Raw genomic sequence first — 26,474 nt, 5'->3', positions numbered from 1 at the left:
CATCCGACTTCCTTTAAATTGATTAGGTAAGCCTAACCTATTATTCGGATCCGGCAACTACCGTGCTGCGAGCATCCGTCGCCGCCTGCTCGCACCGATCTGCTTTCCAATGAGACCCTGCTTCGGGCTGAAGAGATACACCAGCGCAAAGACGCAGCCCTGAACGAGCACGATCATTCCGCCGGATGCCGTGTCGAGGTAGTAGCTGAGGTACAGCCCGACGATTGCCGCGAGCGCCGACAGCGCCGGGGCGATCACCAGCATGCGCGAGAAGCGGTCGGTGAGCAGGTAGGCGGTCGCGCCGGGGATGATGAGCAATGCCACGACGAGCACGACCCCGACCGCCTGCAGGGCGACGACTGAGGTGAGGGCGAGCAGGCCGAGCAGGGCGGCTCCGAGAACCTTGGGGTTGAGGCCAATAGCGTGGGCGTGGGTAGCGTCGAAGGCGTAGAGAGTGAAGTCGCGACGTTTGATGATCAGGATGCTGAACGTCACGACGCCGAGGATCACCACTTGAAGGAGGTCTGCAGAGGAAACCCCGAGCAGGTTGCCGAAGATGATGTGGTTGAGATCGGTCTGCGAGGGAATCACCGAAATGAGAACGAGCCCGAGCGCAAAGAGGGTGGTGAAGACAATGCCGATCGCGGCATCCTCTTTGACCCTGCTGGTATTGCGCACCGCACCGATGAGTCCGACAGCGAGGAAGCCGAAGATGAGAGCACCGAGCGCGAACGGCGCCCCGACCACATAGGCGAGAACCACGCCGGGCAGCACCGAGTGCGAAACCGCATCCCCCATGAGTGACCAGCCGACGAGCACGAGCCAGCATGACAACACCGCACACACGATGGCGGCAATGACGCTCGTGGCCATTGCCCGCTGCATGAAGTCATAGCTCAGCGGTTCGAGGAGAAAGTCGAGGGGGCTCATTCGTTCTCCTCCGGCGCGTGAACATCGAGCCCGAATGCGCGGGCGAGATTGGTGGGCCTCAGCACCTCGGCGGGAGTGGACTGCAGGAGAACGCTGCGCATGAGCAGGATCGCTTCATCGGCAAGCTGGGGCAGTGAATTCAAGTCGTGAGTGGAGACCAGCACTGTTGCCCCATCGTGGGCGAGCTCACGCAACACTGCCGTGATGGTGGCCTCTGAACGCTTGTCGACCCCAGCGAACGGCTCATCCAAGAGCAGGATGCTCGCTTCCTGAGCAATTCCGCGAGCCACGAACGTGCGCTTCTTTTGACCACCCGAGAGCTGCCCGATTTGGCGGTCAGCAAGGTCCGTTAGTTCGACCCTGGCGAGGGCCTCATCCACGGCCGCACGATCGGCGAACTGGGGGCTGCGAGTGAAACCCATGTGGCCATAGCGACCCATCATCACGACATCCCGCACCGAAATCGGGAACGCCCAATCCACTTCTTCGCTCTGCGGAACATAGCCGACAGCACCAGCCTTGCGGGCGACCACCGGTGCACGACCACCCAGCGTGACCGTGCCACGGTCGGGCCGCACCATCGCCGTAATCGTCTTGAACAGGGTCGACTTGCCCGAACCGTTCATGCCGATCAAGCCGCACACTTGGCCTGCGGCGACCTCAATGCTCACGTCATCAAGCGCCAACACATCGCCGTAGTGCACCGTGACGTTCCGAACGCTGATTGCGGGGGTGTCGGACCGGGCGGATGCCGCGGCTCCCCCACCCACGCCGATTTCGGGTGTCTGCTCTGCTCGCGTCACGATCCGGCTCCCGTCAGCCCGTCAATCACGAGTTTCGCGTCGTGCCTCAACAGCTCAAGGTAGGTCGGAACGGGTCCATCGGCCGCCGACAGCGAATCCACGTAGAGGGTGCCGCCGAAGACAGCATCGCTCGCTTCGACCACCTGTTGCATGGTGCGATCAGAGACGGTCGATTCGCAGAACACGGCAGGCACGTCGTTGTCGCGAACGTAGTCGATGATGGCGGCAACTTGACGCGGAGTGGACTGCTGTTCGGCGTTGACCGCCCACAGGTAGTGTTCGCTGAGGCCGGCATCCCGTGCCAGATAGGAGAAGGCGCCTTCGCAGGTGATGAGGGCGCGTTGGTTGGGGGCGAGTGTCGCCAGTTCGGTGGTGAGTTCGTCATTCACAGCTTGCAGCGCGTTCTTGTAGCTGTCGGCATTGGAGGCGTAATCGGCAGCATTCTCTGGATCAAGCTCGGCGAACGCTTCCGCCATATTGTCGACATAAATCTGGGCGTTCAGCGGGCTCATCCAGGCGTGCGGATTCGGCAACCCCTCATAGGCATCTTCCGCAATGCTGATCGTCTCAACACCCTCAGACACCACAACATGAGGAACATCAAGACCATCGACGAATTGCGAAAACCACGCCTCAAGGTTGAGACCATTGTCGAGAATGAGGTCAGCGTCAGCCGCCTTGGCGATGTCGCCGGGGGTCGGCTGGTAGCCGTGAATCTCGGCACCCACCTTGGTGATGGATTCCACCCGGAGGTGATCGCCGGCCACATTTTGGGCCATATCGGCGAGCACAGTGAAGGTCGTGAGCACGACGGGGCGCTGGTCGTCGGGGTCTACGGTTGCTGCGGCATCCGGTGCGCTGGTGCATGCCCCGAGCAGGGCAACAACGGAGGTGACGATGGCAGCGGCCAGCGACATTCGGATGCTCTTCCGCCGCCCTGCGTTCGTGACCGTGCCCATCTTCTGATCCTATGTTGGGGACGCCTGATAAGAAAGTACGTCTAGCCGTAGTTTTGGCAGATTGTCGCCGCGACGTAAAAGTTGCCATTCTTTCTCGCGTGCGCCGCAACGCGACCGGAGAGAAGGCGTTGCTACTCTAACGCCATGACATATTTCGACACGATCGTCATTGGCGCCGGCGTTTCTGGGCTCACCGCCGCGCGCTTTCTCGTGCAGGCCGGGCAGAGTGTTGTCGTGCTCGAAGCCCGCGATCGTGTCGGTGGCCGCACGTGGACAGAACGCTCCGACGGGCTCGTCAGCGATCGTGGGGCATCCTGGATTCACGGCATCGACAACAATCCTCTGACGGATGTCGTACGCGGGTTCGGCGTGCGAACAGCCGAATTCACTGTTGGCAGCTACCAGCCCGACAGCCGCCCCATCGCGTACTTCTCGCCCACCGGCGAGCGCCTGAGCGATGCCTCCGCCTCCGCCTTTGCCGACGATGTTCGGTTGTTCGACCAGCGCCTCGCGGCAACAGTAGGGGCATCCGCTCTTGGAAGCTCGTATCAGGATGCCGTCGACGCGACCCTGTTAACCCTCGACTGGCCCGCTGAACGGGCCGACCGAGTGCGGGAGTTTCTGCTGCACCGTTCCGAAGAGCAGTACGGGGTGCACGCCGCGCTGCTTGATGCGCATGGGCTCGATGACGACACCGTGGAGGGTGACGAGGTTGTCTTTCCTGATGGCTTCGACCAGCTTGCGGCGAACCTCGCGGCCGGGCTCGATGTGCGACTTGAGCATGTCGTCACGCAAGTCGAGTGGTCGGGCGACGGGGCCGCCGTCACCACGCCCCGCGGCACCTTCAGCGCTACCCAAGTCGTCATCACCGTGCCCATCGGAGTGTTGCAGTCTGGCGATCTTTCCTTCGACCCCGCACTGCCCGACTGGCTTGCCACCGCCATCAACGGCTTTGAGATGAACAACTTCGAGAAGGTGTTCATGCGTTTTCCGACCAAGTTCTGGGACGACGGCGTCTACGCCATCCGCCAGCAGGGCGAAGCTGGAGAGTGGTGGCATTCTTGGTACGACCTCACTGAGCTGCACGGCATCCCGGCACTTCTCACTTTTGCGGCAGGCCCCAGCGCGATTGAAACGCGCGAGTGGAGCGATGAACAGATCGCCGAATCAGTGTTGGATGCGCTGCGCGGCCTTTACGGCGAACAAGTCGAAACCCCCACCCATGTGCTCGTGACTCACTGGCAGGATGAGCCATACTCCCGTGGTTCCTACGCGTACATGAAACCGGGCTCAACCCCCGAAGAGCACGACCTCTTGGCTACTCCCGTCGATGGCGTGCTGCACTTCGCTGGCGAAGCAACCTGGACGGATGATCCAGCCACCGTCACCGCGGCCCTCCACTCCGGTCACCGCGCAGCAGAAAACATCCTCGCCCAGCAACTGCCGTTCGCCGACCTCACGAATCCGCTCTAACGCTGGCCCCCTCAGTCGTCACATGTCGCAATCGGGCGGCCCCGAGTGTTAACGTGAGAACACCCTCTTCGGGGGTAGCGGGCCGCAATTTCGGGACGGCCCCAGCGACGGCCATTCGGGTGGTCATTACGCAGAGGAGCAACTGTGTCGGTGCAGCAAAAATCGGGAGAACACGGATCGGTCGCCTCGCGACCACGTGAGCAGTGGTCGGGCCAGTGGGGTTTCATTCTCTCGGCTGTCGGCTCCGCCGTCGGTCTCGGCAACATATGGCGCTTTCCGGGTGTTGCCTACGAGAACGGGGGTGGGGCATTCCTGATTCCGTACCTGATCGCGCTCGTCACCGCCGGCATCCCGATTCTGTTCCTCGACTATGCGATCGGGCACCGCTTTCGCGGTTCTTCGCCGACCGCGTTTCGTCGTCTCGGAGGCAAGGCCGGCAAGTGGCTTGAGTCGCTTGGCTGGTTCCAAGTGTGGATCTGCATCGTCATCGCCGTCTACTACGCGGCGGTTGTCGCGTGGGCGGCCAGCTACTTTACGTTCAGCTTCGACCTGCGCTGGGGTGATGACACTCAAGCATTCTTCTTCGGCGAGTTCCTGCAGACGTCAGATCCCGGCTTCAGCTCGCAATTCGTGCCCGCCGTGCTCATCCCCCTCGTGCTCGTGTGGATAGCGGTTCTTGCCGTGCTCGGCTCGGGTATTGCCAAGGGCGTTCAGCGCGCCAACGTGATCTTCTTGCCGTTGCTTGTAGTGGCCTTCCTGATCCTCGTCGTTCGCGCCCTGTTCCTCGACGGCGCGATGACCGGTTTGGATGCTCTCTTCACTCCAGACTTCTCCGCTCTGAGCGACCCGGGCGTCTGGATCGCGGCGTACAGCCAAATCTTCTTCTCGCTGTCGATCGCCTTCGGCATCATGATCACCTACTCCTCGTACCGCAGTCGCAAAGCAAACGTCACGGCGCCCGCGCTTGTGGTGGCGTTCGCCAACTCGTCGTTCGAGATCATCGCGGGCATCGGAGTGTTTGCGACGCTCGGCTACTTCGCGTTCCAGCAGGGGGTTGGCGTTGATGAGCTAGAAGGAATCACCGGAGTGAGCCTGTCCTTCGTCACCTTCCCGGCGATTGTCTCGCAAATGCCTGGCGGGCCGCTCTTCGGCATCCTCTTCTTTGGTTCGCTTGTGATGGCCGGTTTCACCTCGCTGTTGTCGGTGCTTCAGGTGGTGTCCTCCGCCTTCCAAGACAAGTTCGGGATTACCGCCCGCCAAGCTTCACTCCGGGTCGGATCAGCGCTGGGCATAGTTTCGGTGCTGCTGTTCTCGACGACAACCGGCGTTATCACCCTTGACACTGTCGACCAGTGGGCAAACAACGTTGGCATCGTTGGCGCAGCGATAGCGGCCACCATTCTGGTGATTTGGGTGTTCCGCAAGGGGCCAGAGCTTGCCGCGCACCTCAGCGCAGTTTCCACGTTCAAGGTCGGCCGCGTCTGGCAACTTCTCGTCGGAGTTCTTGCCCCGGTCGTGCTGCTCTACATGCTCATCCAGCGGATTATCGTGCTCGTGACCGAAGGCTACGAGGGCTACCCTCTCTGGTATCTCGCCGTCGCCGGGTGGGGAACGATTGCCGTGATCGTCATCGGCTCCATCACCATGACCGCCCTGCGCTGGAAGCACGATCCGGATGATTTCACCCCGTGGCCTAGCGCCCAAGCACTGAAGGAGCTCAAGAAATGAGCGGCATCGCCATCACCTTTTTCATCGTCGCCGCCGTGCTCGTGTGGGGCGGCCTCATCGCGAGCATCATCTTCCTCGCTCGCAAGCCCCAGCTCGATGTGTACCCAGAAGGTTCAGAGTTCGTGAGCGACGACGACTAGTACCAGCCTCAGAACTAACACCAGCCCCGCAACATGCTGAAGGGCGGACATCCTTGGTGGATGCCCGCCCTTCGCCGTTTAGCGATTATTCCGAGCTATCGCTGCTCTGTGCAGAGGGTGCAGCGGTCTCGTTGAGTGCTACTTCTGCGAGCTTTGCCGCGAGTGCCGTGTCACTTGAGCTGTCGTTTGCGCTGCCGCCGGCACTGCCGCGAGCGCCTTCACCGACAGCCTGACCGACTGCGCGGCCCTGGATGATCGACGCGAGGTCGAGGCCAGTTGCCGCCTTGATCGACTCAAATGAACTGCGCAGCGCGATGGCACTCTCGTTTCCGATGGTGTCTGCCGCGCTTGAGCCGTTGCCGCCGATGACAGTGACGGAACCGATCTGGCCGTAACCTTTGGCCCACTGTTCCATGACGAGCGGAAGCGACTCGAGTGCACGCTGCGCGAGGAGCGCATCTTGATGCTTAGCGAGAGCCGCTGCTTCTGCCTCAATGCTTGCTGCTCGTGCTTCACCAGAAAGGCGAACGGCATCCGCATCGGCAGCGGCACGAACGCGCACAGCTTCTGCTTCAACGGCCGCGATCTGAGCCTGAGCTTCTGCACCCTTGACGAGACGGTAGGCGTCGGAGTCGGCATCCTTCTGAGCCTTGTACAGGTTGGCGTCGGCGACGCGCTTCACGTCAGCGTCGAGCTCTGCCTGGCGGTTCTCGGCACGCTGCTGAAGAACACCCTGCTCTGCCGTGGCACGAGCGAGTGCTTCGGCCTGCTCGGCTTCAGCGTTAGCCTTTCCAACCTCGGCCTTGGAGTCTGCCGTGTTCTTGTCGAGCGCAGTCTGCTCAATCAGGTTTGCTTCGGCAACAGTGATGTTGCGCTTGGAGATTTCGCGGTTAGCGTCCGCGGTTGCCAACTCAGCTTCGCGACGCTTCGACTCAATCTGCGGAGTTCCGAGCGACTGGATGTAACCGACCTTGTCGCCGATTCCCTTGATCTGGAAGGAGTCAAGAATCAGTCCCTGCTCAGAGAGCTCGGTGGAAACATCCGTCGCGATCTGGTCGGAGAACTTCTTGCGCTCACGCATCAGCTCAACAACCGAGAGGGTTGCGACAACACCACGGAGGGCACCCTCGAGCTGTTCGGTCGTGAACTGCTCGATCGCGGCATCCTGAGACGCGAAACGCTCGGCAGCGCGACGAACCAAGGCAGGATCAGACCCAATTTTCACGATGGCGACGGCTTCAACCTGGAGGGTCACGTTGTCTGCCGACTGCGCCTCAGCAGTCATCGAAACCTGACGCGAACGAAGCGAAATCGTTTCGTGGCGCTGCGTGATCGGGTTGACCAAAGCCTTGCCGTTGACGATCACGGTGACAGCGGAGTCGTTGCCTGCGCCGTCCTTCTGCGATCGGCCCGAAACCACGAGGGCCTCGTCAGCGCGGGCGACTTTGAACCAGGCGCGCGCGATCAGCAACATGACCAAGAAAAGTACAACAAGAACGACCACCCCGATTCCGATGAGGAGTACGAGTCCGCCGGTGGCGAAGATTTCCATGTATGCACCTTTCAGAAAATGAGCGATCTACACCCATTGTCGCTGGTCTGTGAGAACTTCGGTGAAACGATTGGCGAAAATAGTGCGGATCAGTTGTAGCTACGGCAATGAACGCGAAGGCTAGAGCGCGCGCATCCATTCCTCGATGCCGTCTGCGGTAATCGGGAGGGCTTCAGATAGCACCTCTGATCCGGTCGGCGTGACGAGAACGTTGTCTTCAATTCGCACGCCGAGGCCCCGCAGTTCGGGCGGCACCGTGTTGTCCCACGCGTGGAAGTACAGTCCCGGTTCGACCGCCATCACCATTCCCGGCTCCATTGGAGCCCCCTGATACGCGTCATAGCTCGACTTCGCGCAATCGTGAACGTCGAGACCGAGGTGGTGTCCGATGCCACAGACAATGTAGCGACGGTGATGCTGCCCCTGAGGGCTGAGAGCTTCGTCAACCGAAACCGGGAGCAGTCCCCAGTCGTGCAAACCTGTCGCGATCACTTCGAGAGCCGCCGAGTGAAAACCGCTGAACGGTTTGCCAGGCCCGACAGCGGCAAGACCTGCTCGGTGAGCTTTCTCCACGAGGTCGTGCGCTTGACGCTGGGCTGCCGAGAAGGTTCCGGATGCCGGGAGCGTTCGAGTGATGTCTGCGGTGTAGAGGGATCGAGCTTCAACCCCCATATCGAGCAGCACGGCGGCGCCGGGCAGCACTGGCCCATCACAACGCACCCAGTGGAGCACGGGAGCATTCGCTCCGCTTCCCACGATGGTGGTGTACCCGGTGCCGTTTCCGACAGTGCGAGCATGGCGGTCGAAGGTGCCTTGAAGCCAGCGCTCTCCGCCAAACTTGATCGCCTGCGGAATCTCTCGCGCAACTGCCGCGAAGCCGTCAATGGTCTTGTTTACCGCGCCGCGAATCTCGGCAATCTCCCACTCGTCTTTGATCATCCGCAACTCGGCGAGTACTCGGCCGAGGTCTTGCGAGACGGGGATCTCATGGAGCAGTGGATTCGCGCCGAGCAGCGAACCGCCGAGCGCGATGTCGGTCGCGCTAGACAGCGCCGCCCCAAGTTCAGAGAGGGGTCTCGTTTCAATTTCGAGAGCCGCGGTCCATTCGGGCATTCCGGGAGCGGAGCCGACCCAGAGTTCTCCGTGGGCGGCATCCGCAAAGAAGTCTGCTTCTCCGGGATATGCCGGTGCGGGAATGAAGAGGGTTGCGTCGTGGCCGCCACTGGTCGGGCTCATCACCAAGACGGCGTCTTCTGCCGAGCATCCGCTCAACCAAAAAAAGTTGCTGTCTGGACGGAACCCGTAGTAGTTGTCGTTGACGCGAACGGGGGCTTTGCCTCCAGCTAGCACGATGGTTCGGCCGGCAAAGGCTGGGCTCACGCGTGCGCGGTGGGCGGCAGTCGCCGCCGCAATTCCCGGGACCGTATCTGGGGTGCGGTCGGGAGTTGCCCACCCCGTCTCCATGTACTCGACGAAGCCGGTAGCTTCACGAAGCTGCGGAAGTCGCGGATCTCCAACAGTCGGTCGAGGCATTGAGGTGGCCGGGGCCGCCTCCTGATGCGAGAGTGAGCTTGAGGGCATAGGGCAGCCTTTCAACGACGAAGAGCATCGACCAAACCGGGGTTAGCGGCGACGATAATGATATGCCCCAACGTTACCGCGCCGCACGGAGTCGCAGTTTTACAGGCGTAGTCTGGCCCGTATGACCAAGATCCTTGTCGTGGAGGACGACACCGCCATGGGTGCTCTCGTTCAACAGGGCCTTGAGGATGACGGTTACGAAGTGACACTCGTCACTAACGGAGTCGACGCCCTCATTGCTACTGCGCAAGACACGTTTTCGGCCGCAGCCATCGACGTCATGTTGCCCGAAATGACCGGGTTCGAAATCTGCCGCCACCTGCGCAAGCAAGGCAATCCGCTGCCCGTTCTCCTTCTCACTGCCCGGGATGCTGTCGAAGACCGGGTGCTAGGCCTCGACTCTGGGGCGGATGACTACCTCACGAAACCGTTCGCTTTCGCCGAATTCTCTGCCCGCATCCGTGCTCTCGTTCGCCGGGATTCGGCGGCAAGCAAAGCGACGCTCCGAATCGGAAACCTCACGCTCGACGCCGCGACCGTGCGCGCGACAGTTTCCGGAACTGCGCTGCCGATGAGTTCGAAAGAGTTTGCCGTGCTCTGGATGTTCGCCTCGCATCACGACGAACCGCTCACACGGAACGCGATCTTGGAAGAGGTGTGGGGAACGACCGCCCACATAGATGCAAACGTCGTCGATCAGTATGTGAGCTATCTGCGCCGCAAACTTGAACCGACCGCGTCCGCACTCACCATCAGCACCGTGCGCGGTATCGGCTATTCGCTTTCGGCGGTGGAGTGATGTTTTCCTCTCTCTCCATCCGTGCCCGCATCACGTTGGGCAGCGTTGCCGCCGTCGCGGTGCTCTTGGTGCTCGCACTACTCGTCGTGCGCGGCTCGGTCGAGCAAATACTGACCGACGCTGATCGCAGTCTTGCCACCAGTGATCTCGTTCCGTTCGTCGCCGACATCACCGCAAATCCCGACGAGAATGTGGATGATCCGGGAACGGGCGTACTCATTTATGTCCGTGATCCCTCAGGTGACGTGCAGGTCAATACCCTGCCACGCGACGTGCAGAAAGCGGTCGATCGCCGCGAACCGGTCACGGAGACCTTCCTCTTTCGTGACGACGAAGAACGCTCCTTTGTCGTCGCTGGCGATAGTGTCACGACAGCCGCTGGCACGTGGACGGTGTGGTCGGCACGCAGCGCCGCCGCTAGCGAGCTCGCGCTCCACGGCCTCAGTCGCGTGCTCCTGATCGCCGGCATCGTTCTCCTTGCTGGCTTCGCTCTCGCCTCGTGGATTCTCTCGAGCGTCGCCCTCAGACCCGTGAATCTTATGCGTCGCAAAGCCGAAGAGTTCAGCGCTGACTCCGAAGCAACCCTCCCCGTCGGGCCTGCCCGAGATGAACTCTCTGCCCTCGCCGAAACCCTCAACGCGTTCCTTGCCAGCACCCGCGCCTCCACCGAACGCGAAAAGCAGATGGTGTCGGATGCGGCACATGAGTTGCGCACTCCACTGGCGGCACTCAAAACGCAGCTTGAGCTCGCGCACGCCGACTTTGGGAATGCGGCCGCCCTCGCCGTCCAGGTGTCGTCGGCTGAGGCATCCGTCGATCGGCTGACATCTCTGGCATCGAACCTGCTCGAGTTGAACCGGTTAGAAACCGACTCGAGTGATGCGCACACCCCCGCCCACGTTCTGGTAGACGAGTTCATGGGCAGCATTGACCGGGCCCGCCTAGTAGGCATGTCCAAGTCGGCGCGGGTGGAGTTTGCTGTCGCCGTTGGCGACGAGAGCACAAGCTACGCGGTGGGTGCTCAAGCATTTGGGCGACTCGTCGACAATCTGCTGTCGAATGCGCTGGCGGCGCTCGCGACGGGTGGCGAAGTTGTTGCCACGCTGCATCAGGATGCGACGCAACTGCTGTTGGATGTGCACGACACTGGCCCCGGGATGCCCGAAAACTTCATCCCGATCGCGTTCGATCGCTTCTCCCGTCCGGATAACTCCCGCACCGCAACAACCGGGGGCAGCGGTCTCGGGCTCGCTCTCGTGCACGCCATTGCGGTGGCGGCCCACGGTACGGCGGCGCTGGAGAACACTGAAACAGGGTTACGCGTGACTGTCACTCTGCCAAAGATGTGAGTTCGCTCATCCAATAGGGGCGTATTTCTTGGCGTACCCCTAGCTTTCAGCAGCACAGTAGTGACATGACCACCCCCACCCGCGCTCGACGCGACTCAGCCCAGCCGTTGGCTAACGCTGCTGCCGCCGACTACCGCCGCACGTTTGCACGCCGAGCTCGTCGTTCCGATCTGCTCGTGATGGCGCTGTGGGCTTCGGGTGCTGCCGCTGCCGCACTCTTTCTGGCATCGGGAGGCGTTGACCAATTCGGCTCACTCGCCGAAATCATCACCAGCGTGGGCATCATCGCTGGGCTCATCGGTACAGACTTCATTTTGGTGATGCTCGTGCTTGCGGCGCGGATCCCGCTCATCGATGCGACCATCGGGCACGACAGGGCGATCGCCGTCCATCGTTCGCTCGGCAAACCAGCGCTGTACCTGTTGCTCGGGCACGGTCTGCTGCTCCTCATCGGTTACGGACTGGCGTCGGGGATAAACCCCATCGCCGAAATCGGGCCCATGCTGGCTCTGCCAGACATGCCTCTCGCGTTTATCGGCCTTGGCCTACTTATCGCTGTCGTGGTGTCGTCACTCATCGCCGTCAGGCGCCGTTTCAGTTACGAGGGCTGGCACCTCATCCACCTGCTCAGTTATGTTTCTGTCGCCTTCGCACTCCCCCACCAGCTCAGCGTTGGAGGCGTGCTCTCGGAGGGAACCGCACAACGCGTGTACTGGATTGCTCTCTATGTTGTCGCGATCGGCGCTATCGCAACGTTCCGCTTCATCGAGCCACTAGTTTCTAGCCTCAGACATCGGATGCGCGTGGCCGCCGTCACCGAGATTGCTCCCGGAGTCACCACGATCCAGCTTGAAGGCAATGCGCTGCGTGGGCTCGGAGCATCCGGTGGTCAATTTTTCATCTGGCGTTTCTGGACCGGTCGTACCTGGTGGCACTCACACCCCATTTCACTGTCAGCGATGCCGACGGACCGTTCAGCACGCATTACCGTGCGCAATCTTGGTGCCGGAAGCGCGCAGCTCAATGCTCTCCCTATCGGCACTCACGTCAGCATTGAGGGACCATACGGACTTTTCTCCGCGGCCGCACGAACCTCCCCCAAGCTCGCAATAATCGCTGCCGGTATTGGGGTGACACCGGTGCGCGCCCTTCTTGAGCAGGCCAGTTTCGCTCCGGGCGACGCCACAATCCTGTTGCGGGCAAGCACACCAGAAGAGACGTACCACTGGGATGAGATTCGAGCTATCGCTGCAGCAAAGGGCGCCGACTGCTACACGATGATCGGGCACCGCCCGCGCTACACATCAAGTTGGATGTCGGCGGCCGACGTCGACCGCGGCGTCACGCTCACCTCGACTTTTCCTGATCTGGCTGACTCCGATGTTTACCTCTGTGGACCGACACCGTGGCTCGACCTCGTCGAAGAAGATGTGCGAGCCGCCGGGCTCCGCCCCCACCAAATTCATGCAGAAAGGTTTGACTGGTGAGAACTCGAGCAATTCTGGGCAGCATCCTTGCCTCGGCAAGCGTGCTCATCGTCGGCTACCAAGCAGGCGTTAGCGTCACTACAAGCGACGGCACGTCCGTCTCGTTGCCGATCGATTCGGCAAGCAACAACGGCGCCGCGTCCTCAGGTTCCGGCAGCACCGGCAGCACCAGCACGACTGCGCCATCCACCGGCACAACAACGGACACCCCAGCGGCTTCGGGACCGGCCGACGGCTCCTACACCGGGTCGACTATCCGCACGCGCTTTGGAAATGTGCAGGTTTCGGTAACCATAGCCTCGGGCAGCATCAGCGATGTGACTGCCCTTCGGCTGACGGATGCGGATGGTCGTTCCGTTCAGATCAGCAACCGTGCGGCGCCGATCCTGCGCAATGAAGTGCTCTCTTCACAGTCCGCTCAGGTGTCGAACGTGAGCGGCGCCACCTACACGACCCAGGCCTATCTCGCGTCCGTGCAGTCCGCCCTCGACCAAGCAGGCGCCTGATGCGGCACGTGTTTGAGACGATGGGCACGGTTGCCTCCACCGAACTTCCGAGCGCCTGGGCCTCCGAGGTTGCCGAGCTAGAGCGCATCTTTCGCGCGATCGATGACCGTTTCAGCCTCTATCGCCCCGACTCTGAATTGAGCATGATCGCGGATGGTCGACTCGCTCTGCCTGCTGCCAGCAGCGTCCTCCTGGCCAGCTATGCCCGCGCGCTCGAGTGGCGCACGGCCACTGGAGGCAACTTCAGCCCGAACCGTCCCGACGGCACGATCGATCTCAATGGAATCGTCAAGGCCGAAGCAATTGAGCAAGCCGGTGCCTACCTGACGTCAGTCGGATGCCCGGAGTGGAGCATCAACGTCGGTGGCGACATCCTCGTCTCCGCCACCGGCGTAGCCACCGAGGTCCCTGCTCCGGCCGGGCAACTGCCACCGGGTGTTCTGCGTGCCGGGATCCGAGCGCCGGCCGCCGCTGCCGCACTCTCGCACTCGTCGCGTGCGGGTATTGCGGATCCCCACTCGCCGACGCAACTCCTCTGTTCGCTTGAGTTGAGGCATCCGCGGCGGGCAATTGCGACCTCGGGTAGCGCTCAGCGTGGTGACCACATTTGGCGTGGCGGCAGCGCTGAGCCAGCAGTATTCGTACAGGTGAGTGTCATCGCCAATGACATCGTGACGGCAGACGTTCTGGCGACAACGATTGTGGCCGGCGGAGAAGATGCGCTCGATGACGTAACTGACCGCTGGGATGTGGATGTCATCACGGTTGATACTCAGGGCGGGTTGCGAAGCACGCCGGGCGTGTTGCGTTCTCTGGTTACAGCACCTTAATGCTCGTTGCAGATGCCGCGGAAACTTCTCCGACGACTTCCGTAGACGCGCAACCCTCGTGTTCCTCGGAGTCCGACAGCTTCTGACTTAGAGGGGCTCCACGCCGCCCATGGAGCTGGCACCCTTGTGCTGGTCAGCGCGTCCAAACGTCGTCTCGAGCACGTGCTGCATCTTGCGGGTGGCGCCGTTGAGTGCGGAGTCGACTGTTGAGGCGTTGTCGCTCGCGAGCTCGGGCGTACGGTTTTCGGGGCGGGCCTCAAGCTGGCACCGGATGTCGTCGCCTGTGCTGCGACCGGCACTTTCGTCACTCAGATGAACTTCCAGCCGCGTGAGATGAGCGCTGAAGTGTGCGAGCTTGGATTCGAGCTCTGACGTGATTGATGCAATGGTGTCTTCGCTGAGGGTGATGTTGTTATCGGTGTTGACGATGACCTGCATGGTCGCCTCCTGGCAGTTGTCGGATGCTGCAGGCGTGCTCTGAGGCGAGAAAGTTCGCGGGAGGGCCGCTAGTGCATCCACGCCTCACGGTACGCCGCGAAGCTGTATGCCGTGCGGGTACTGGTTCGGCGCAGTAATCGGCCGCGCCTGACTTACTCGCGTTGAGTGACCGGTGATCAGGGCGCGGTTCCGTGGCCGAACACAGCTGTGGTGAGGTACGAAACGGCAGCTCCATTCTGATCGGCAAGCCACAATGCGAGGTCAGATAGAAACTTGTCTCGTACATCCGGCGCTAGCGCAGCAAGCTCGGCGGCGAATGGTGTCCCGCTGATCCCACGGGCTTCAGCAGCGGGACTCGGCCAGCGGACCGTCAGCTGCTCCTCACCCGCACTAACGTCGATGAAGCCTCCGCCACTAAGCGCTGACGCCACGGAGTCGCGGGTCATCGAGAGGGCTCCACTCGCCATCGTTCGCGCGAAGGGCGAATCTGGCATGCGTTCTCTCATGAACTCTGCGTACCTGTCGAACGGGTAGAGCGGAGCTTCGAGCGCCCAGACTGCGACGGCGACGACTCCCCCTGGTCGCAATACGCGGAGCATCTCCTGCGCGACGGCCACTCGGTCGGGCATGAAGGGCAGACCTTGATGGCAGAACACCACATCTACGGATGCGTCGGGCAGTTCGATTGCTGTCGCCGAACACGTGAGGGTCTCGATTGCAGCGGGTGATGCGCTCGATTCCAGCTGGGTCAGTTCGGCCAGCATCGGGCTGCTGATGTCGGAGGCGATGACTCTCCCCGTTTTCCCGACGACGGATGCCGCGGCATGGGCTACAGCACCGGTGCCGGCGGCAACATCGAGTACTGTCTGTCCCGGCTCAAGCCTGACTGAGTTCACGAGTCGCTGGGCCCAAGGATCGAAAAGGTAGGGCTGAAGGTAGCGGCGATAGTTTTCGGCAACCGCTTCTTGAGCGAATGACCCTTGATCTGTGACACCCACGATGCGCCTCCGGTCTGAAGAATGTTGACGCTGAGGTTCGTCGTGAACCACACGATGAATGTAGTCCTGAGTTGCGCGTGCAGAAAGCATCATCGCCAAACTCACGGTTTGTTCTGTAGCGGTGTTGTTGGGTGGTTAACGCAAAATAGCCACACCCCGAAGGGTGTGGCTATTTTACAATTGAAGTCCGGCGGTGTCCTACTCTCCCACAAGGTCCCCCTTGCAGTACCATCGGCGCAGAGAGTCTTAGCTTCCGGGTTCGGAATGTAACCGGGCGTTTCCCTCTCGCTATGGCCGCCGAAACACTATTGATTTATGTATCAGTCTGGGCCAGTTCACATCACAGAGCTTCCACCTAGGGTGGGGCTCAGCAGTGTGTGCTGGGCGCAGTTCCCGACCGTAAATCGGGAACCACAAAGTGGACGCGAGAATTCTTCTCAGTCACCATTCGACAGTCAAAGACTGCCCAGTGAGGTGGGGTGTTATCAATTTATCGACTTATTAGTACTGGTCAGCTCCACAGGTCGTTAGTCCCTGCTTCCACATCCAGCCTATCAACGCAGTAGTCTAGCTGCGAGTCTCTCGGCCTAAGCCATGGAAATCTCATCTTGAAGCTGGCTTCCCGCTTAGATGCTTTCAGCGGTTATCCATTCCGAACGTAGCTAATCAGCGGTGCTCCTGGCGGAACAACTGACACACCAGAGGTTCGTCCATCCCGGTCCTCTCGTACTAGGGATAGATCTTCTCAAATTTCCTGCGCGCGCAGAGGATAGGGACCGAACTGTCTCACGACGTTCTAAACCCAGCTCGCGTACCGCTTTAATGGGCGAACAGCCCAACCCTTGGGACCTACTCCAGCCCCAGGATGCGACGAGCCGACATCGAGGTGCCAAACCATGCCGTCGATATGGACTCTTGGGCAAGATCAGCCTGTTATCCCCGAGGTACCTTTTATCCGTTGAGCGACAGCGCTTCCACAAGCCACTGCCGGATCACTAGTCCCGACTTTCGTCCCTGCTCGACTTGTCAGTCTCACAGTCAAGCTCCCTTGTGCACTTACACTCGACACCTGATTACCAACCAGGTTGAGGGAACCTTTGGGCGCCTCCGTTACTTTTTGGGAGGCAACCGCCCCAGTTAAACTACCCACCATGCACTGTCCCTGAACCGGATCACGGTTCGAAGTTAGATATCCAATATGACCAGAGTGGTATTTCAACAATGACTCCACCTGAACTAGCGTCCAAGCTTCACAGTCTCCCACCTATCCTACACAGGCCACACCGAACACCAATACAAAGCTATAGTAAAGGTCACGGGGTCTTTCCGTCCTTCTGCGCGTAACGAGCATCTTTACTCGTAGTGCAATTTCGCCGAGTTCGCGGTTGAGACAGCTGGGAAGTCGTTACGCCATTCGTGCAGGTCGGAACTTACCCGACAAGGAATTTCGCTACCTTAGGATGGTTATAGTTACCACCGCCGTTTACTGGGGCTTAAATTCACAGCTTCGCCTTACGACTAACCGTTCCTCTTAACCTTCCAGCACCGGGCAGGCGTCAGTCCGTATACATCGTCTTGCGACTTAGCACGGACCTGTGTTTTTAGTAAACAGTCGCTTCCCACTGGTCTCTGCGGCCCTGCAGCGCTCCCGGAGTAAATCCGTTCACGCCTTAGGCCCCCCTTATCCCGAAGTTACGGGGGCATTTTGCCGAGTTCCTTAACCACGATTCTCTCGATCTCCTTAGTATTCTCTACCTGATCACCTGAGTCGGTTTGGGGTACGGGTAACTTGAACCTCGCGTCGATGCTTTTCTTGGCAGCATAGGATCACTGATTTCGTCTTGACGACTACCCATCGGGTCTCAGGCTTAATGAACGACGGATTTGCCTATCGTTCGCCCTACATCCTTAGACCGGGACAACCATCGCCCGGCTCAGCTACCTTCCTGCGTCACACCTGTTAATACGCTAACCGCACCAGAATAGGGTCGTACGCTAGGCCCCACGCCTCACCCCGAAGGGATTGGTCTAGGGGATTCAGATACTTAGCATTACTGGATTAGTTGGGACGGTTCTTCGTCAGTACGGGAATATCAACCCGTTGTCCATCGACTACGCCTGTCGGCCTCGCCTTAGGTCCCGACTTACCCAGGGCGGATTAGCCTGGCCCTGGAACCCTTGATCATTCGGAGGACGGGTTTCTCGCCCGTCTTTCGCTACTCATGCCTGCATTCTCACTCGTGTAGGCTCCACGGCTGGTTTACACCGCCGCTTCACTGCCCACACGACGCTCTCCTACCACTCCGTACGGCTGAACCACGAAGGCTTACCTATAATACGAAATCTACAACTTCGGTGGTGTGCTTGAGCCCCGTTACATTGTCGGCGCGGAATCACTTGACCAGTGAGCTATTACGCACTCTTTCAAGGGTGGCTGCTTCTAAGCCAACCTCCTGGTTGTCTGTGCAACTCCACATCCTTTCCCACTTAGCACACGCTTGGGGACCTTAGTTGGTAGTCTGGGCTGTTACCCTCTCGACGATGAAGCTTATCCCCCACCGTCTCACTGCTGCGCTCTCACTTACCGGCATTCGGAGTTTGGCTAACGTCAGTAACCTTTTAGGGCCCATCAGCTATCCAGTAGCTCTACCTCCGGCAAGAAACACGCAACGCTGCACCTAAATGCATTTCGGAGAGAACCAGCTATCACGAAGTTTGATTGGCCTTTCACCCCTATCCACAGCTCATCCCCTCCATTTTCAACTGAAGTGGGTTCGGTCCTCCACGTGCTCTTACACACGCTTCAACCTGGCCATGGATAGATCACTTCGCTTCGGGTCTAGAACCAGCGACTATTTCGCCCTATTAAGACTCGCTTTCGCTACGGCTGCCCCACACGGGTTAACCTCGCCACTGATCACTAACTCGCAGGCTCATTCTTCAAAAGGCACGCTGTCACAGCTACTAAGGCTGCTCCAACGGTTTGTAAGCAAACGGTTTCAGGTACTATTTCACTCCCCTCCCGGGGTACTTTTCACCTTTCCCTCACGGTACTTGTCCGCTATCGGTCATCTGGAAGTATTTAGGCTTATCAGGTGGTCCTGACAGATTCACACGGGATTTCTCGGGCCCCGTGCTACTTGGGATACTCTTCGAACCATTGCAACATTTCGACTAAGGGGCTGGCACCCTCTATGGCGTGGCTTTCAATCCACTTCGTCTATATCACTTTGTAATTCTTGCTGTACGGCAGTAACAGCTGAAAAGTCCCACTACCCCGACCATGCAACGCCTGCCGGCTATCACACATGATCGGTTTGGCCTCTTCCGGTTTCGCTCGCCACTACTAACGGAATCACGGTTGTTTTCTCTTCCTGTGGGTACTGAGATGTTTCACTTCCCCACGTTCCCTCTACCCGCCCTATATATTCAGGCGGGAGTCACTGAGTCGTCTTGCAACGCCCAGCGGGGTTTCCCCATTCGGAAATCCTCGGATCACAGCTCTATTATCAGCTCCCCGAGGCTTATCGCAGATTTATACGTCCTTCTTCGGCTCCAGATGCCAAGGCATCCACCGTTTGCTCTTAGAAAATTGATATCACATGAGTATAAGAATCGATCGCGGCACCTAAATGCCGAGATTGACCAATGAACTGCCACACCCAAAGGCATGACAGCAATTGTTATTTCTTGTGATCCGACCTTTCGGTCGAATCTAAGATGCTCGCGTCCACTGTGTAGTTCTCAAAATACGGGCGGTATCCTCCCTCATCCCCCAACCTGCAGGAAACAAGACCAGGATCCATCAGACCCAAAGACACCTTTCGATGTCCCAGGTCCTAAGGTACGAACACGAACCTTTCAGTCCGAGCCCGGTCCCTCAGGACCCAACAACGTGCAAAGACCAGCACCCCCATAAACCCTCGTTCCTACCAACCGAAGTCAGCGTACTGAAGAGAAAATAGTTCCTCTGGCCACAATGTCAATGTTCCACCCATGAGCGCCGTCTACCCCGAACAGGGCAGTACGACTTGGCAACATAATGCGTTTCCTACTAACCCTGTGTATACCGCAGGGACGAAAAAACGCGTTGCACATGCTCCTTAGAAAGGAGGTGATCCAGCCGCACCTTCCGGTACGGCTACCTTGTTACGACTTAGTCCTAATTACCAATCCCACCTTCGACAGCTCCTCCCCTTGCGGGTTAGGCCACTGGCTTCGGGTGTTACCGACTTTCATGACTTGACGGGCGGTGTGTACAAGGCCCGGGAACGTATTCACCGCAGCGTTGCTGATCTGCGATTACTAGCGACTCCGACTTCATGAGGTCGAGTTGCAGACCTCAATCCGAACTGAGACCGACTTTTTGGGATTCGCTCCACCTTGCGGTATTGCAGCCCTTTGTATCGGCCATTGTAGCATGCGTGAAGCCCAAGACATAAGGGGCATGATGATTTGACGTCATCCCCACCTTCCTCCGAGTTGACCCCGGCAGTCTCCTTTGAGTTCCCACCATTACGTGCTGGCAACAAAGAACGAGGGTTGCGCTCGTTGCGGGACTTAACCCAACATCTCACGACACGAGCTGACGACAACCATGCACCACCTGTTTACGAGTGTCCAAAGAGTGAACTATTTCTAGCCCGTTCTCGTATATGTCAAGTCTTGGTAAGGTTCTTCGCGTTGCATCGAATTAATCCGCATGCTCCGCCGCTTGTGCGGGCCCCCGTCAATTCCTTTGAGTTTTAGCCTTGCGGCCGTACTCCCCAGGCGGGGAACTTAATGCGTTAGCTGCGACACAGAAACCGTGGAATGGTCCCTACATCTAGTTCCCAACGTTTACGGCATGGACTACCAGGGTATCTAATCCTGTTCGCTCCCCATGCTTTCGCTCCTCAGCGTCAGTAACGGCCCAGAGATCTGCCTTCGCCATTGGTGTTCCTCCTGATATCTGCGCATTCCACCGCTACACCAGGAATTCCAATCTCCCCTACCGCACTCTAGTCTGCCCGTACCCACTGCAGGCTGGGGGTTGAGCCCCCAGTTTTCACAGCAGACGCGACAAACCGCCTACGAGCTCTTTACGCCCAATAATTCCGGATAACGCTTGCACCCTACGTATTACCGCGGCTGCTGGCACGTAGTTAGCCGGTGCTTTTTCTGCAGGTACCGTCATGATGTGACAAGCACATCGCTTCTTCCCTACTAAAAGAGGTTTACAACCCGAAGGCCGTCGTCCCTCACGCGGCGTTGCTGCATCAGGCTTGCGCCCATTGTGCAATATTCCCCACTGCTGCCTCCCGTAGGAGTCTGGACCGTGTCTCAGTTCCAGTGTGGCCGGTCACCCTCTCAGGCCGGCTACCCGTCGTAGGCTTGGTGAGCCATTACCTCACCAACTACCTGATAGGCCGCGAGTCCATCCTTGACCGAAATTCTTTCCAGCTCCTAGCCATGCGGCTGAAGCTCGTATCCGGTATTAGACGTCGTTTCCAACGCTTATTCCAGAGTCAAGGGCAGGTTACTCACGTGTTACTCACCCGTTCGCCACTAATCCACAGAGCAAGCTCTGCTTCATCGTTCGACTTGCATGTGTTAAGCACGCCGCCAGCGTTCATCCTGAGCCAGGATCAAACTCTCCATAAATGTTTTTTAGCAACCACAAGCAAGCTTGCAGAAGCACATTGTGTGCAAGGACTAACCGGAATAGGTCAGAACCTTGCAAGTTTGAAACTGACAGAACAAATCAATACTGACTTGCTTTGTTGTTTATATCTTTTCCAAAGGAATCCGCTGCACCAGCAATCACGACCCGAAATGGGACGATTTCACTAAGCACAGTCGGGTTTTTGGCATTTGACATTGTGCACGCTGTTGAGTTCTCAAGGATCGGACGCTCCTGACCTCCACCGCACAACGGCTTCACCCCAGGGCTTTCAAACCTGTGTTGGCAACCCCCACATACATGCGGAAGGCAACCTGTCTAACTTACCAGCTTCACCGCGCTTGTCAAACCAACCATCCGGCACCAGAACGGCACCCAACAACTGACCAACACGCGAATAAAGCGGGTTCTCATCCTAAGATCTGACACCGAAACCCACAAGAGGTAAAACGATGTTTGACTCGACCCGAACCATAAAAGATTCCGGAGGATGGTGGCCCCCACTTGAGGCCGGAAACCTAGCAGCAGAACTGCCCGGGACTTCCGCACCTTTGGGGTGACAAGAGGAAACATTACGTGCATTCCTGCCCCCTCACCAACACCAACCACATCCCGGGCGTGTCGCGCTGAGGAACACCAAGAAGAGCCTCCGGTGAAGAGGGGAAAGGGCGCGGAACTCGCGTAAGCGGGTCCGCTCCCGCTCCACTCGATCGGTCGCTATGGGCGCGGTGCTCCGCCACGCATTCCACCAGGGCCACTCATGCTGCAAGCGGCGGCAACTCCGGCCGTTGCGGTGCCCGCTGATTGACTACCCACGGTGACCGTGTACGTGGAGCCCTCAGTGACATCCGCCGAGGAAAGAACCACCGACTGGAAGGTTTTGACCGAAGTGAACTCGGTGACCACCGTTCCACTCTCGTCGAGCGCACCCTCGCGGTCTTCAGGCGAACCGCACACTGTGCTAGTTCCGCCAGTGATCACGGTCGAACCGTTGGAGTCCATCCGTCACCCTCTGAGCTGACAGTGAGCTCGCCAGCGAAATACCCGCAGATGCGGTGCGAGATAATTGATGCATGACAGCCGTAAGCGCTTTCTCCGCCCCGGTCGGCGACCTGAGCGGGTGGGTTCGCGCCCCCTTCACCGCCGCCGGCATGACCTATGACTGCTTCGAAAAGGGTTCGGGGCCAGGGGTGGTGCTCATCCCAGAGATCCCCGGGATCACACCGGAAGTGCTTGGCCTGGCCGAACACCTCGTCGCTGCCGGCTTCACCGTCGTCGTGCCCTCACCATTCGGCCAGCCCGGCAAGGCGAAGTCCGTGGGCTACATGACGCGGATCGTGCTGCGGCTGTGCGTGGCGGCAGAGTTCCGCGCCTTTGCGACGAATTCCTCTCGCCCCATCACCGACTACTTCCGGGCGGTCGCATCCGACCTAGCTGCCCGCACCCCCGGGCGAGGCGTTGGCGTCATCGGGCAGTGCTTTACCGGCGGCTTCGCGTTGGCCGCCGCTATCGACGACTCTGTGGCGGCATCCGTTCTCAGTCAGCCCGCAGTCCCTTTTCCCGTGGGCCGCGCTCGTCAGCTCGACGCCGGAGTCTCGCCCGATGAGTTCGATCGCATCGCTGCCCGAGCGGATGCCGGCGAAGTCTGCGCCCTCGGGCTACGTTTCAGCGAAGACAGCGCCGCCCCGCGCGCCCGCTTCGACACCATCAAGGCCCGTCTCGGCGATGCCTTCGAGATCATCCAGTTGGACTCGTCACCCGGAAACCCTGACGGCTACGCCGCTACAGCGCACTCAGTGCTCACCGGCGAAATTCGGGAGAATCCGGCCAACTCCGCTGCGGTTGCGCGCGACCGAGTGGTCACGTTCTTGCGCGAGCGAATCGGCTGAGCGGCGTCTGCTGATCTGATCTGATCTAGCCGAGGCTCGATCCCAGAGCGCCAACGATGTAGGGGACGAGCCAGATTCCCCACACGATGACAGAGAACCGGTGAAAGCTGGTCTTCTCGGCTTCACGGTTGCGCACCAACACGACGATCGCCCAGGCGAGGTGCACGGCCATGAGAACGATCGCGATCACTCCCGTGACGCCCATCAACTGATTCAACGCGCTCTGCTCGATCCCGGCCGCACGATTCTCGGTCGCCATCAGGTTCATCAGGAACGTGCCCGTGGCATCCGCCGCCAATCCCAGCCCGAAGAGCACGACGTGCCACGGCTTGAGCACCTTCTGCACCCGTTCGCTCCACACCCCGACAGTGTAAAAAACGAGGGCCAAGGTGATGAGGAAGATCGCAGGCAGCAGCATGCCTCTATCTTGCGCTGTTCACGATTCGAGAGCGAAAGTGGTTCGGGTCATTCAGTTGTTCGCGACAACCCGCTCGATCTCGTCGAAGTGCTCGACGACTGGGAATGGTTCGTAGAACTCGTGCAGCAACGCTCGCCATTCTTGATATGCGGGTGAACCTCGAAAACCAATCTCGTGGTCATCGACGGTGTCCCACCGCACCAGCAATAGATAGGTTGCCGGATGCTCTACCCCGCGTGAGAGCGTCAGCCCACGAAACCCCGGCAACGACGCAATGATGCTCTTCGCTTGGGCGAAAGCCGCCTCGAACTCGGCCTCACGGCCCGGCTTCACGGGAAGAAGCGCGTGCTCAACGACGCGGCCCTGCTCATTGGATGCCATGGCGTCACTCTAACGAATGCCCAGCGGAGCACAGCTGCGGTCGTTAACGACGAAAGCCCCACACGAATGTGAGGCTTTCAGCTGGTGCGCCCGGAGGGATTTGAACCCCCGGCCTATTGATCCGTAGTCGAAAGCCGTGCCTACGGAAACATGCGGAAGTGGCTGAGATCCCGCCAAAACGCGGGTGAATGGGCGCGAATTCGATGACGTGAGCTGACCACAACGCTCCCCAAGTGTGGGTGAAATGTGGGCACGGTATTGAGAAGGAATTGCTCGGCCTGGAATAGTAGTGACCGCGTGCCGCCGACTCATCACGGATGTCGGGCAGGATGCTCATCGAGTCCCTCCTCAGACCGCGGCGCCCGGCTCCGAACGTGGGCCCGAGTCCTGCACGTTGGGCCAGCCGCCTGCCGTTGTCGTTGTCGTTCGCCATGACTACAAATCGTGGCTGATAGATGTGCTCGTCCTGGTGGTCGCGTTTCTCGCGGTTGCCCCCGGCGCGCCGATCACGTTGCAGGCTTGTAGATGATCAGGCCGTCCTTCATGTCCTCCACGAGAGAACCTCTGGGCGCCCGCAGGGTATGGAACACGAGGAACCAGTCCCCGACGCAGCCTGCCAGGTGGACCGCGAACGGGAGGACGAACCAGGTGGCGGCCGGCGAGAACAGGGCAGCGATCAGGGCGCCGTTGACGACGATGGTTGGCGCGAGGGCGACCACGAGGTACCGGGCGACCGAGAGCCGCTGACCGACTGAGGTGCAGTAGAAATACGGCATGGCCTTGCCCGCGATCCCGGCCCCGAAGGTCGGCCGGCCCCCGTACGCGAGGAAGGCCAGCCCATGGATCCCCTCATGTACAACGAGGATGACGGCGATGAGGCCGACGGTAATCCCGAGACCGACGACGTCGAAGTTGATCGTCCCAGACTCACCCCTGAAGGCGAAGACGAAGGTGAGATACCCGGCAACCACTGCGACAAGCGTGCTGAGGACATTCATCCAGACGCCGGTCGAACGAGACGGCTTCCAGGGGGCCGCGATGAGGGTGGGAGTGGGTTCCATACCTCATCGTAAACTCGGACACCAGTGATCATGTCCGAACACCATCGGATAGGGCGATCAGTGGGTGCAAGTCTTGAGCAACCCGCAGGCCAAGAATTTTCGGACGCGGAAACCAAAAACCCCCGGTCAGCCCTGGGGTTTTGAATCGCATGTGGCTGAGAATGATTGGTGCACCCGGAGGGATTTGAACCCCCGGCCTATTGATCAGAGGTCAATAGGTCAATAGATCAATAGGCCAATAGGCCAATAGGCCAATAGGCCACTTCTACGCGGTAGACCAAATCCCAGGCAAACGCTGGGCCGGGACGAGTCGCAAAGGCCGCATCTCAGCCAAAATCCGACCCAAAACTTTTTGAAGTGTGGGCAAAATGTGGGCAAAAGAAAAACAGGCCCGACCGCGCTCCACGAGAAAGTGCTGGTCAGGCCTGCTTTATTTGGTGCGCCCGGAGGGATTTGAACCCCCGGCCTATTGATCCGTAGTCGAAAACCATTCCCGCAGATCTATGGGAAAGTGCCCAAAAAGGCCGCAAAACACTGGTGACTGGGTGCGACTGAGATGCCGCGAGTTGACTGGGATGCTCCCCAAGTGTGGGTGAAATGTGGGCACGGCGAATCTGGTGATTTCTCGCGTCAGGCTTGAAGGTGCCCCTAACGAAACCGCATCAGGACATACCTGTCACTCGAGAAATTTTGCGTCGTCTTTATGGTGCTCGGGACGGCCGCTGCCCACGTACTTAGCGCCGATCGCAGGCCGGCGGTCGCCGAAGACGAGCAGCGCGATGTCTCCGTTTCGACGATGTAGACGAGGGCCCCGGCGAGGGTGAGACTGATGCGGAATCGGGTCCTTCGCCGGAAGACAGTTTTGATGCCTCTGATGCAGGTTATGCCACCATCGTCGGGGCGGGGCAACTTTCGGGGTTTCGACCCAGGCTTGTTGTGGTGTGATCTGCCCCGGCAGCCCCTGGTGCGGTCGCTCGATGCTGTAGATCTGTTCGACCTGTTCCTGCTGCTCGAGGCTGTCAGCGGAGAATTGTTTGTCGAAGCGCCGGAACAGGGTCTGGTGGAAGCGTTCATTCTTACCTTGGGAGGTCGGGTTGTAGGGTTTCTCGATGGTCAGCTCCACCCCGAGCAAGGTGACATTGGTCACACGCTGGCCCAGCTCACTCCCGCGAGATGGCTTCAACGCAGCCCGGTTAACGCTGAGCAGCCCCTGCGGAACGCATACTCTGCGATGCCCTTTGACACGACAGTGATCGTGCCCGCCGACGTTTCGCCCCACGCGACATGGGCGATACCCGCAAGTCGGGAGTGGTAGTCGATGAGCTGGAGGATTCCACACTTCAGCCCGCTGGTGAGCATGCATTGGGTTCCGTCGAGCCGCCAGCAGGCGTTTCGGGACGGTATAAACGAACCGCCGATACGAGGCCGCTCGCAGCGTCTTCTTCGGCTCCACCTGAGCGACACCGCATCGCAGAGTATCCGCGGCAGCG

At 59.6% G+C, this 26,474-nt stretch carries 22 protein-coding genes and 3 rRNA genes; 9 read left to right on the top strand and 16 right to left on the bottom strand.

Translation table 11 applies throughout. The features are described from left to right. Positions 1-57: 57 nt before the first annotated feature. Genes AC061P_RS01430 through AC061P_RS01420 form a run of 3 tightly spaced genes read right to left on the bottom strand, consistent with a single transcriptional unit; the run spans position 58 to position 2,692 of the window. On the bottom strand, positions 58-930 hold the full coding sequence (locus AC061P_RS01430; RefSeq protein WP_480391626.1) for a metal ABC transporter permease: 873 nt from the start codon (positions 928-930) through the stop codon (positions 58-60). Further along, positions 927-1,700 carry a metal ABC transporter ATP-binding protein gene (locus AC061P_RS01425; protein WP_480392150.1) on the bottom strand — a complete coding sequence of 258 codons (774 nt, stop codon included), beginning with the start codon at positions 1,698-1,700 and terminating at the stop codon, positions 927-929. The genes AC061P_RS01430 and AC061P_RS01425 overlap by 4 nt, the downstream gene beginning before the upstream one ends. Before the next feature lie 29 nt (positions 1,701-1,729). Next, positions 1,730-2,692, bottom strand: coding sequence for a metal ABC transporter substrate-binding protein (locus tag AC061P_RS01420; protein WP_480391625.1), 963 nt, complete (start codon positions 2,690-2,692; stop codon positions 1,730-1,732). Positions 2,693-2,836: 144 nt separating this feature from the next. Between AC061P_RS01420 and AC061P_RS01415 the strand changes: the two genes are divergently transcribed. The 3 genes from AC061P_RS01415 to AC061P_RS01405 all read left to right on the top strand — a co-directional run bounded on the left by AC061P_RS01415 (position 2,837) and on the right by AC061P_RS01405 (position 6,033). Then, positions 2,837-4,165, top strand: coding sequence for a flavin monoamine oxidase family protein (locus tag AC061P_RS01415; RefSeq protein WP_480391624.1), 1,329 nt, complete (start codon positions 2,837-2,839; stop codon positions 4,163-4,165). Positions 4,166-4,309: 144 nt separating this feature from the next. Beyond that, positions 4,310-5,893 (top strand): sodium-dependent transporter, encoded by a 1,584-nt coding sequence (locus tag AC061P_RS01410; protein WP_449648497.1) that lies wholly within the window; start codon positions 4,310-4,312, stop codon positions 5,891-5,893. Continuing rightward, positions 5,890-6,033, top strand: coding sequence for a MetS family NSS transporter small subunit (locus tag AC061P_RS01405; protein WP_449648498.1), 144 nt, complete (start codon positions 5,890-5,892; stop codon positions 6,031-6,033). The genes AC061P_RS01410 and AC061P_RS01405 overlap by 4 nt, the downstream gene beginning before the upstream one ends. A gap of 85 nt (positions 6,034-6,118) precedes the next feature. Here the strand turns inward: AC061P_RS01405 and AC061P_RS01400 are convergent, their stop codons facing one another. Both AC061P_RS01400 and AC061P_RS01395 read right to left on the bottom strand, forming a co-directional pair. After that, positions 6,119-7,585: an SPFH domain-containing protein gene (locus tag AC061P_RS01400; RefSeq protein ID WP_449648499.1), complete on the bottom strand. Its 1,467-nt coding sequence runs from the start codon at positions 7,583-7,585 to the stop codon at positions 6,119-6,121. Between the two features lie 120 nt (positions 7,586-7,705). Beyond that, positions 7,706-9,166 carry an aminopeptidase P family protein gene (locus AC061P_RS01395; protein ID WP_449648500.1) on the bottom strand — a complete coding sequence of 487 codons (1,461 nt, stop codon included), beginning with the start codon at positions 9,164-9,166 and terminating at the stop codon, positions 7,706-7,708. A 121-nt stretch (positions 9,167-9,287) separates the two neighbouring features. Here AC061P_RS01395 and AC061P_RS01390 point away from each other — a divergent pair, with 121 nt between their 5' ends. The 5 genes from AC061P_RS01390 to AC061P_RS01370 all read left to right on the top strand — a co-directional run bounded on the left by AC061P_RS01390 (position 9,288) and on the right by AC061P_RS01370 (position 14,137). Continuing rightward, positions 9,288-9,965 (top strand): response regulator transcription factor, encoded by a 678-nt coding sequence (locus tag AC061P_RS01390; RefSeq protein WP_449648501.1) that lies wholly within the window; start codon positions 9,288-9,290, stop codon positions 9,963-9,965. After that, positions 9,965-11,314, top strand: a complete 1,350-nt coding sequence (locus AC061P_RS01385) for a sensor histidine kinase (protein ID WP_449648514.1) — start codon at positions 9,965-9,967, stop codon at positions 11,312-11,314. Before AC061P_RS01390 ends, AC061P_RS01385 begins: the two co-directional genes overlap by 1 nt. A 65-nt stretch (positions 11,315-11,379) precedes the next feature. Then, a complete protein-coding gene (locus AC061P_RS01380) occupies positions 11,380-12,801 on the top strand; it encodes a ferredoxin reductase family protein (RefSeq protein ID WP_480391623.1) in 1,422 nt (473 codons plus the stop codon). Further along, positions 12,798-13,307 (top strand): FMN-binding protein, encoded by a 510-nt coding sequence (locus AC061P_RS01375; protein WP_449648503.1) that lies wholly within the window; start codon positions 12,798-12,800, stop codon positions 13,305-13,307. Before AC061P_RS01380 ends, AC061P_RS01375 begins: the two co-directional genes overlap by 4 nt. After that, on the top strand, positions 13,307-14,137 hold the full coding sequence (locus tag AC061P_RS01370; protein WP_449648504.1) for an FAD:protein FMN transferase: 831 nt from the start codon (positions 13,307-13,309) through the stop codon (positions 14,135-14,137). Before AC061P_RS01375 ends, AC061P_RS01370 begins: the two co-directional genes overlap by 1 nt. 87 nt (positions 14,138-14,224) lie before the next feature. On the opposite strand, the gene AC061P_RS01365 is transcribed toward AC061P_RS01370, so the two are convergent. The 6 genes from AC061P_RS01365 to AC061P_RS01340 all read right to left on the bottom strand — a co-directional run bounded on the left by AC061P_RS01365 (position 14,225) and on the right by AC061P_RS01340 (position 22,237). Further along, a complete protein-coding gene (locus AC061P_RS01365; RefSeq protein WP_449648505.1) occupies positions 14,225-14,656 on the bottom strand; it encodes an HPF/RaiA family ribosome-associated protein in 432 nt (143 codons plus the stop codon). A 95-nt stretch (positions 14,657-14,751) separates the two neighbouring features. Then, on the bottom strand, positions 14,752-15,573 hold the full coding sequence (locus AC061P_RS01360; RefSeq protein ID WP_480391622.1) for a class I SAM-dependent methyltransferase: 822 nt from the start codon (positions 15,571-15,573) through the stop codon (positions 14,752-14,754). Between the two features lie 185 nt (positions 15,574-15,758). Then, positions 15,759-15,875: ribosomal RNA gene (rrf, locus tag AC061P_RS01355) — 5S ribosomal RNA — on the bottom strand. Between the two features lie 179 nt (positions 15,876-16,054). Next, positions 16,055-19,171 (bottom strand): 23S ribosomal RNA (locus AC061P_RS01350). Positions 19,172-19,680: 509 nt separating this feature from the next. Beyond that, a 16S ribosomal RNA gene (locus tag AC061P_RS01345) occupies positions 19,681-21,216 on the bottom strand. The 16S, 23S and 5S rRNA genes sit together here, the layout of an rRNA operon. 736 nt (positions 21,217-21,952) lie before the next feature. After that, positions 21,953-22,237, bottom strand: coding sequence for a hypothetical protein (locus AC061P_RS01340; RefSeq protein WP_480391621.1), 285 nt, complete (start codon positions 22,235-22,237; stop codon positions 21,953-21,955). Between the two features lie 71 nt (positions 22,238-22,308). On the opposite strand from AC061P_RS01340, the gene AC061P_RS01335 reads away from it, so the two are divergent. Further along, positions 22,309-23,124: a dienelactone hydrolase family protein gene (locus AC061P_RS01335; protein ID WP_480391620.1), complete on the top strand. Its 816-nt coding sequence runs from the start codon at positions 22,309-22,311 to the stop codon at positions 23,122-23,124. Between the two features lie 25 nt (positions 23,125-23,149). On the opposite strand, the gene AC061P_RS01330 is transcribed toward AC061P_RS01335, so the two are convergent. The 5 genes from AC061P_RS01330 to AC061P_RS01310 all read right to left on the bottom strand — a co-directional run bounded on the left by AC061P_RS01330 (position 23,150) and on the right by AC061P_RS01310 (position 26,343). Then, positions 23,150-23,542: an HsmA family protein gene (locus AC061P_RS01330; protein ID WP_480391619.1), complete on the bottom strand. Its 393-nt coding sequence runs from the start codon at positions 23,540-23,542 to the stop codon at positions 23,150-23,152. A gap of 51 nt (positions 23,543-23,593) precedes the next feature. Then, positions 23,594-23,923, bottom strand: a complete 330-nt coding sequence (locus AC061P_RS01325; protein WP_480391618.1) for an antibiotic biosynthesis monooxygenase family protein — start codon at positions 23,921-23,923, stop codon at positions 23,594-23,596. Positions 23,924-24,429: 506 nt separating this feature from the next. Beyond that, positions 24,430-24,984 carry a DUF3267 domain-containing protein gene (locus tag AC061P_RS01320; protein WP_480391617.1) on the bottom strand — a complete coding sequence of 185 codons (555 nt, stop codon included), beginning with the start codon at positions 24,982-24,984 and terminating at the stop codon, positions 24,430-24,432. Between the two features lie 676 nt (positions 24,985-25,660). Then, entirely contained in the window at positions 25,661-26,131 is a 471-nt protein-coding gene (locus AC061P_RS01315; protein WP_480391616.1) for an integrase core domain-containing protein, read from the bottom strand. Positions 26,132-26,163: 32 nt separating this feature from the next. After that, entirely contained in the window at positions 26,164-26,343 is a 180-nt protein-coding gene (locus tag AC061P_RS01310; RefSeq protein WP_480391615.1) for a hypothetical protein, read from the bottom strand. Between the last annotated feature and the right edge of the window lie 131 nt (positions 26,344-26,474).

This window comes from Rhodoglobus sp. G.S.4, from assembly GCF_056619605.1.
The sequence above is the reverse complement of the archived record's forward strand: the minus strand, read 5'-3'. Positions and strand labels throughout refer to the sequence as shown.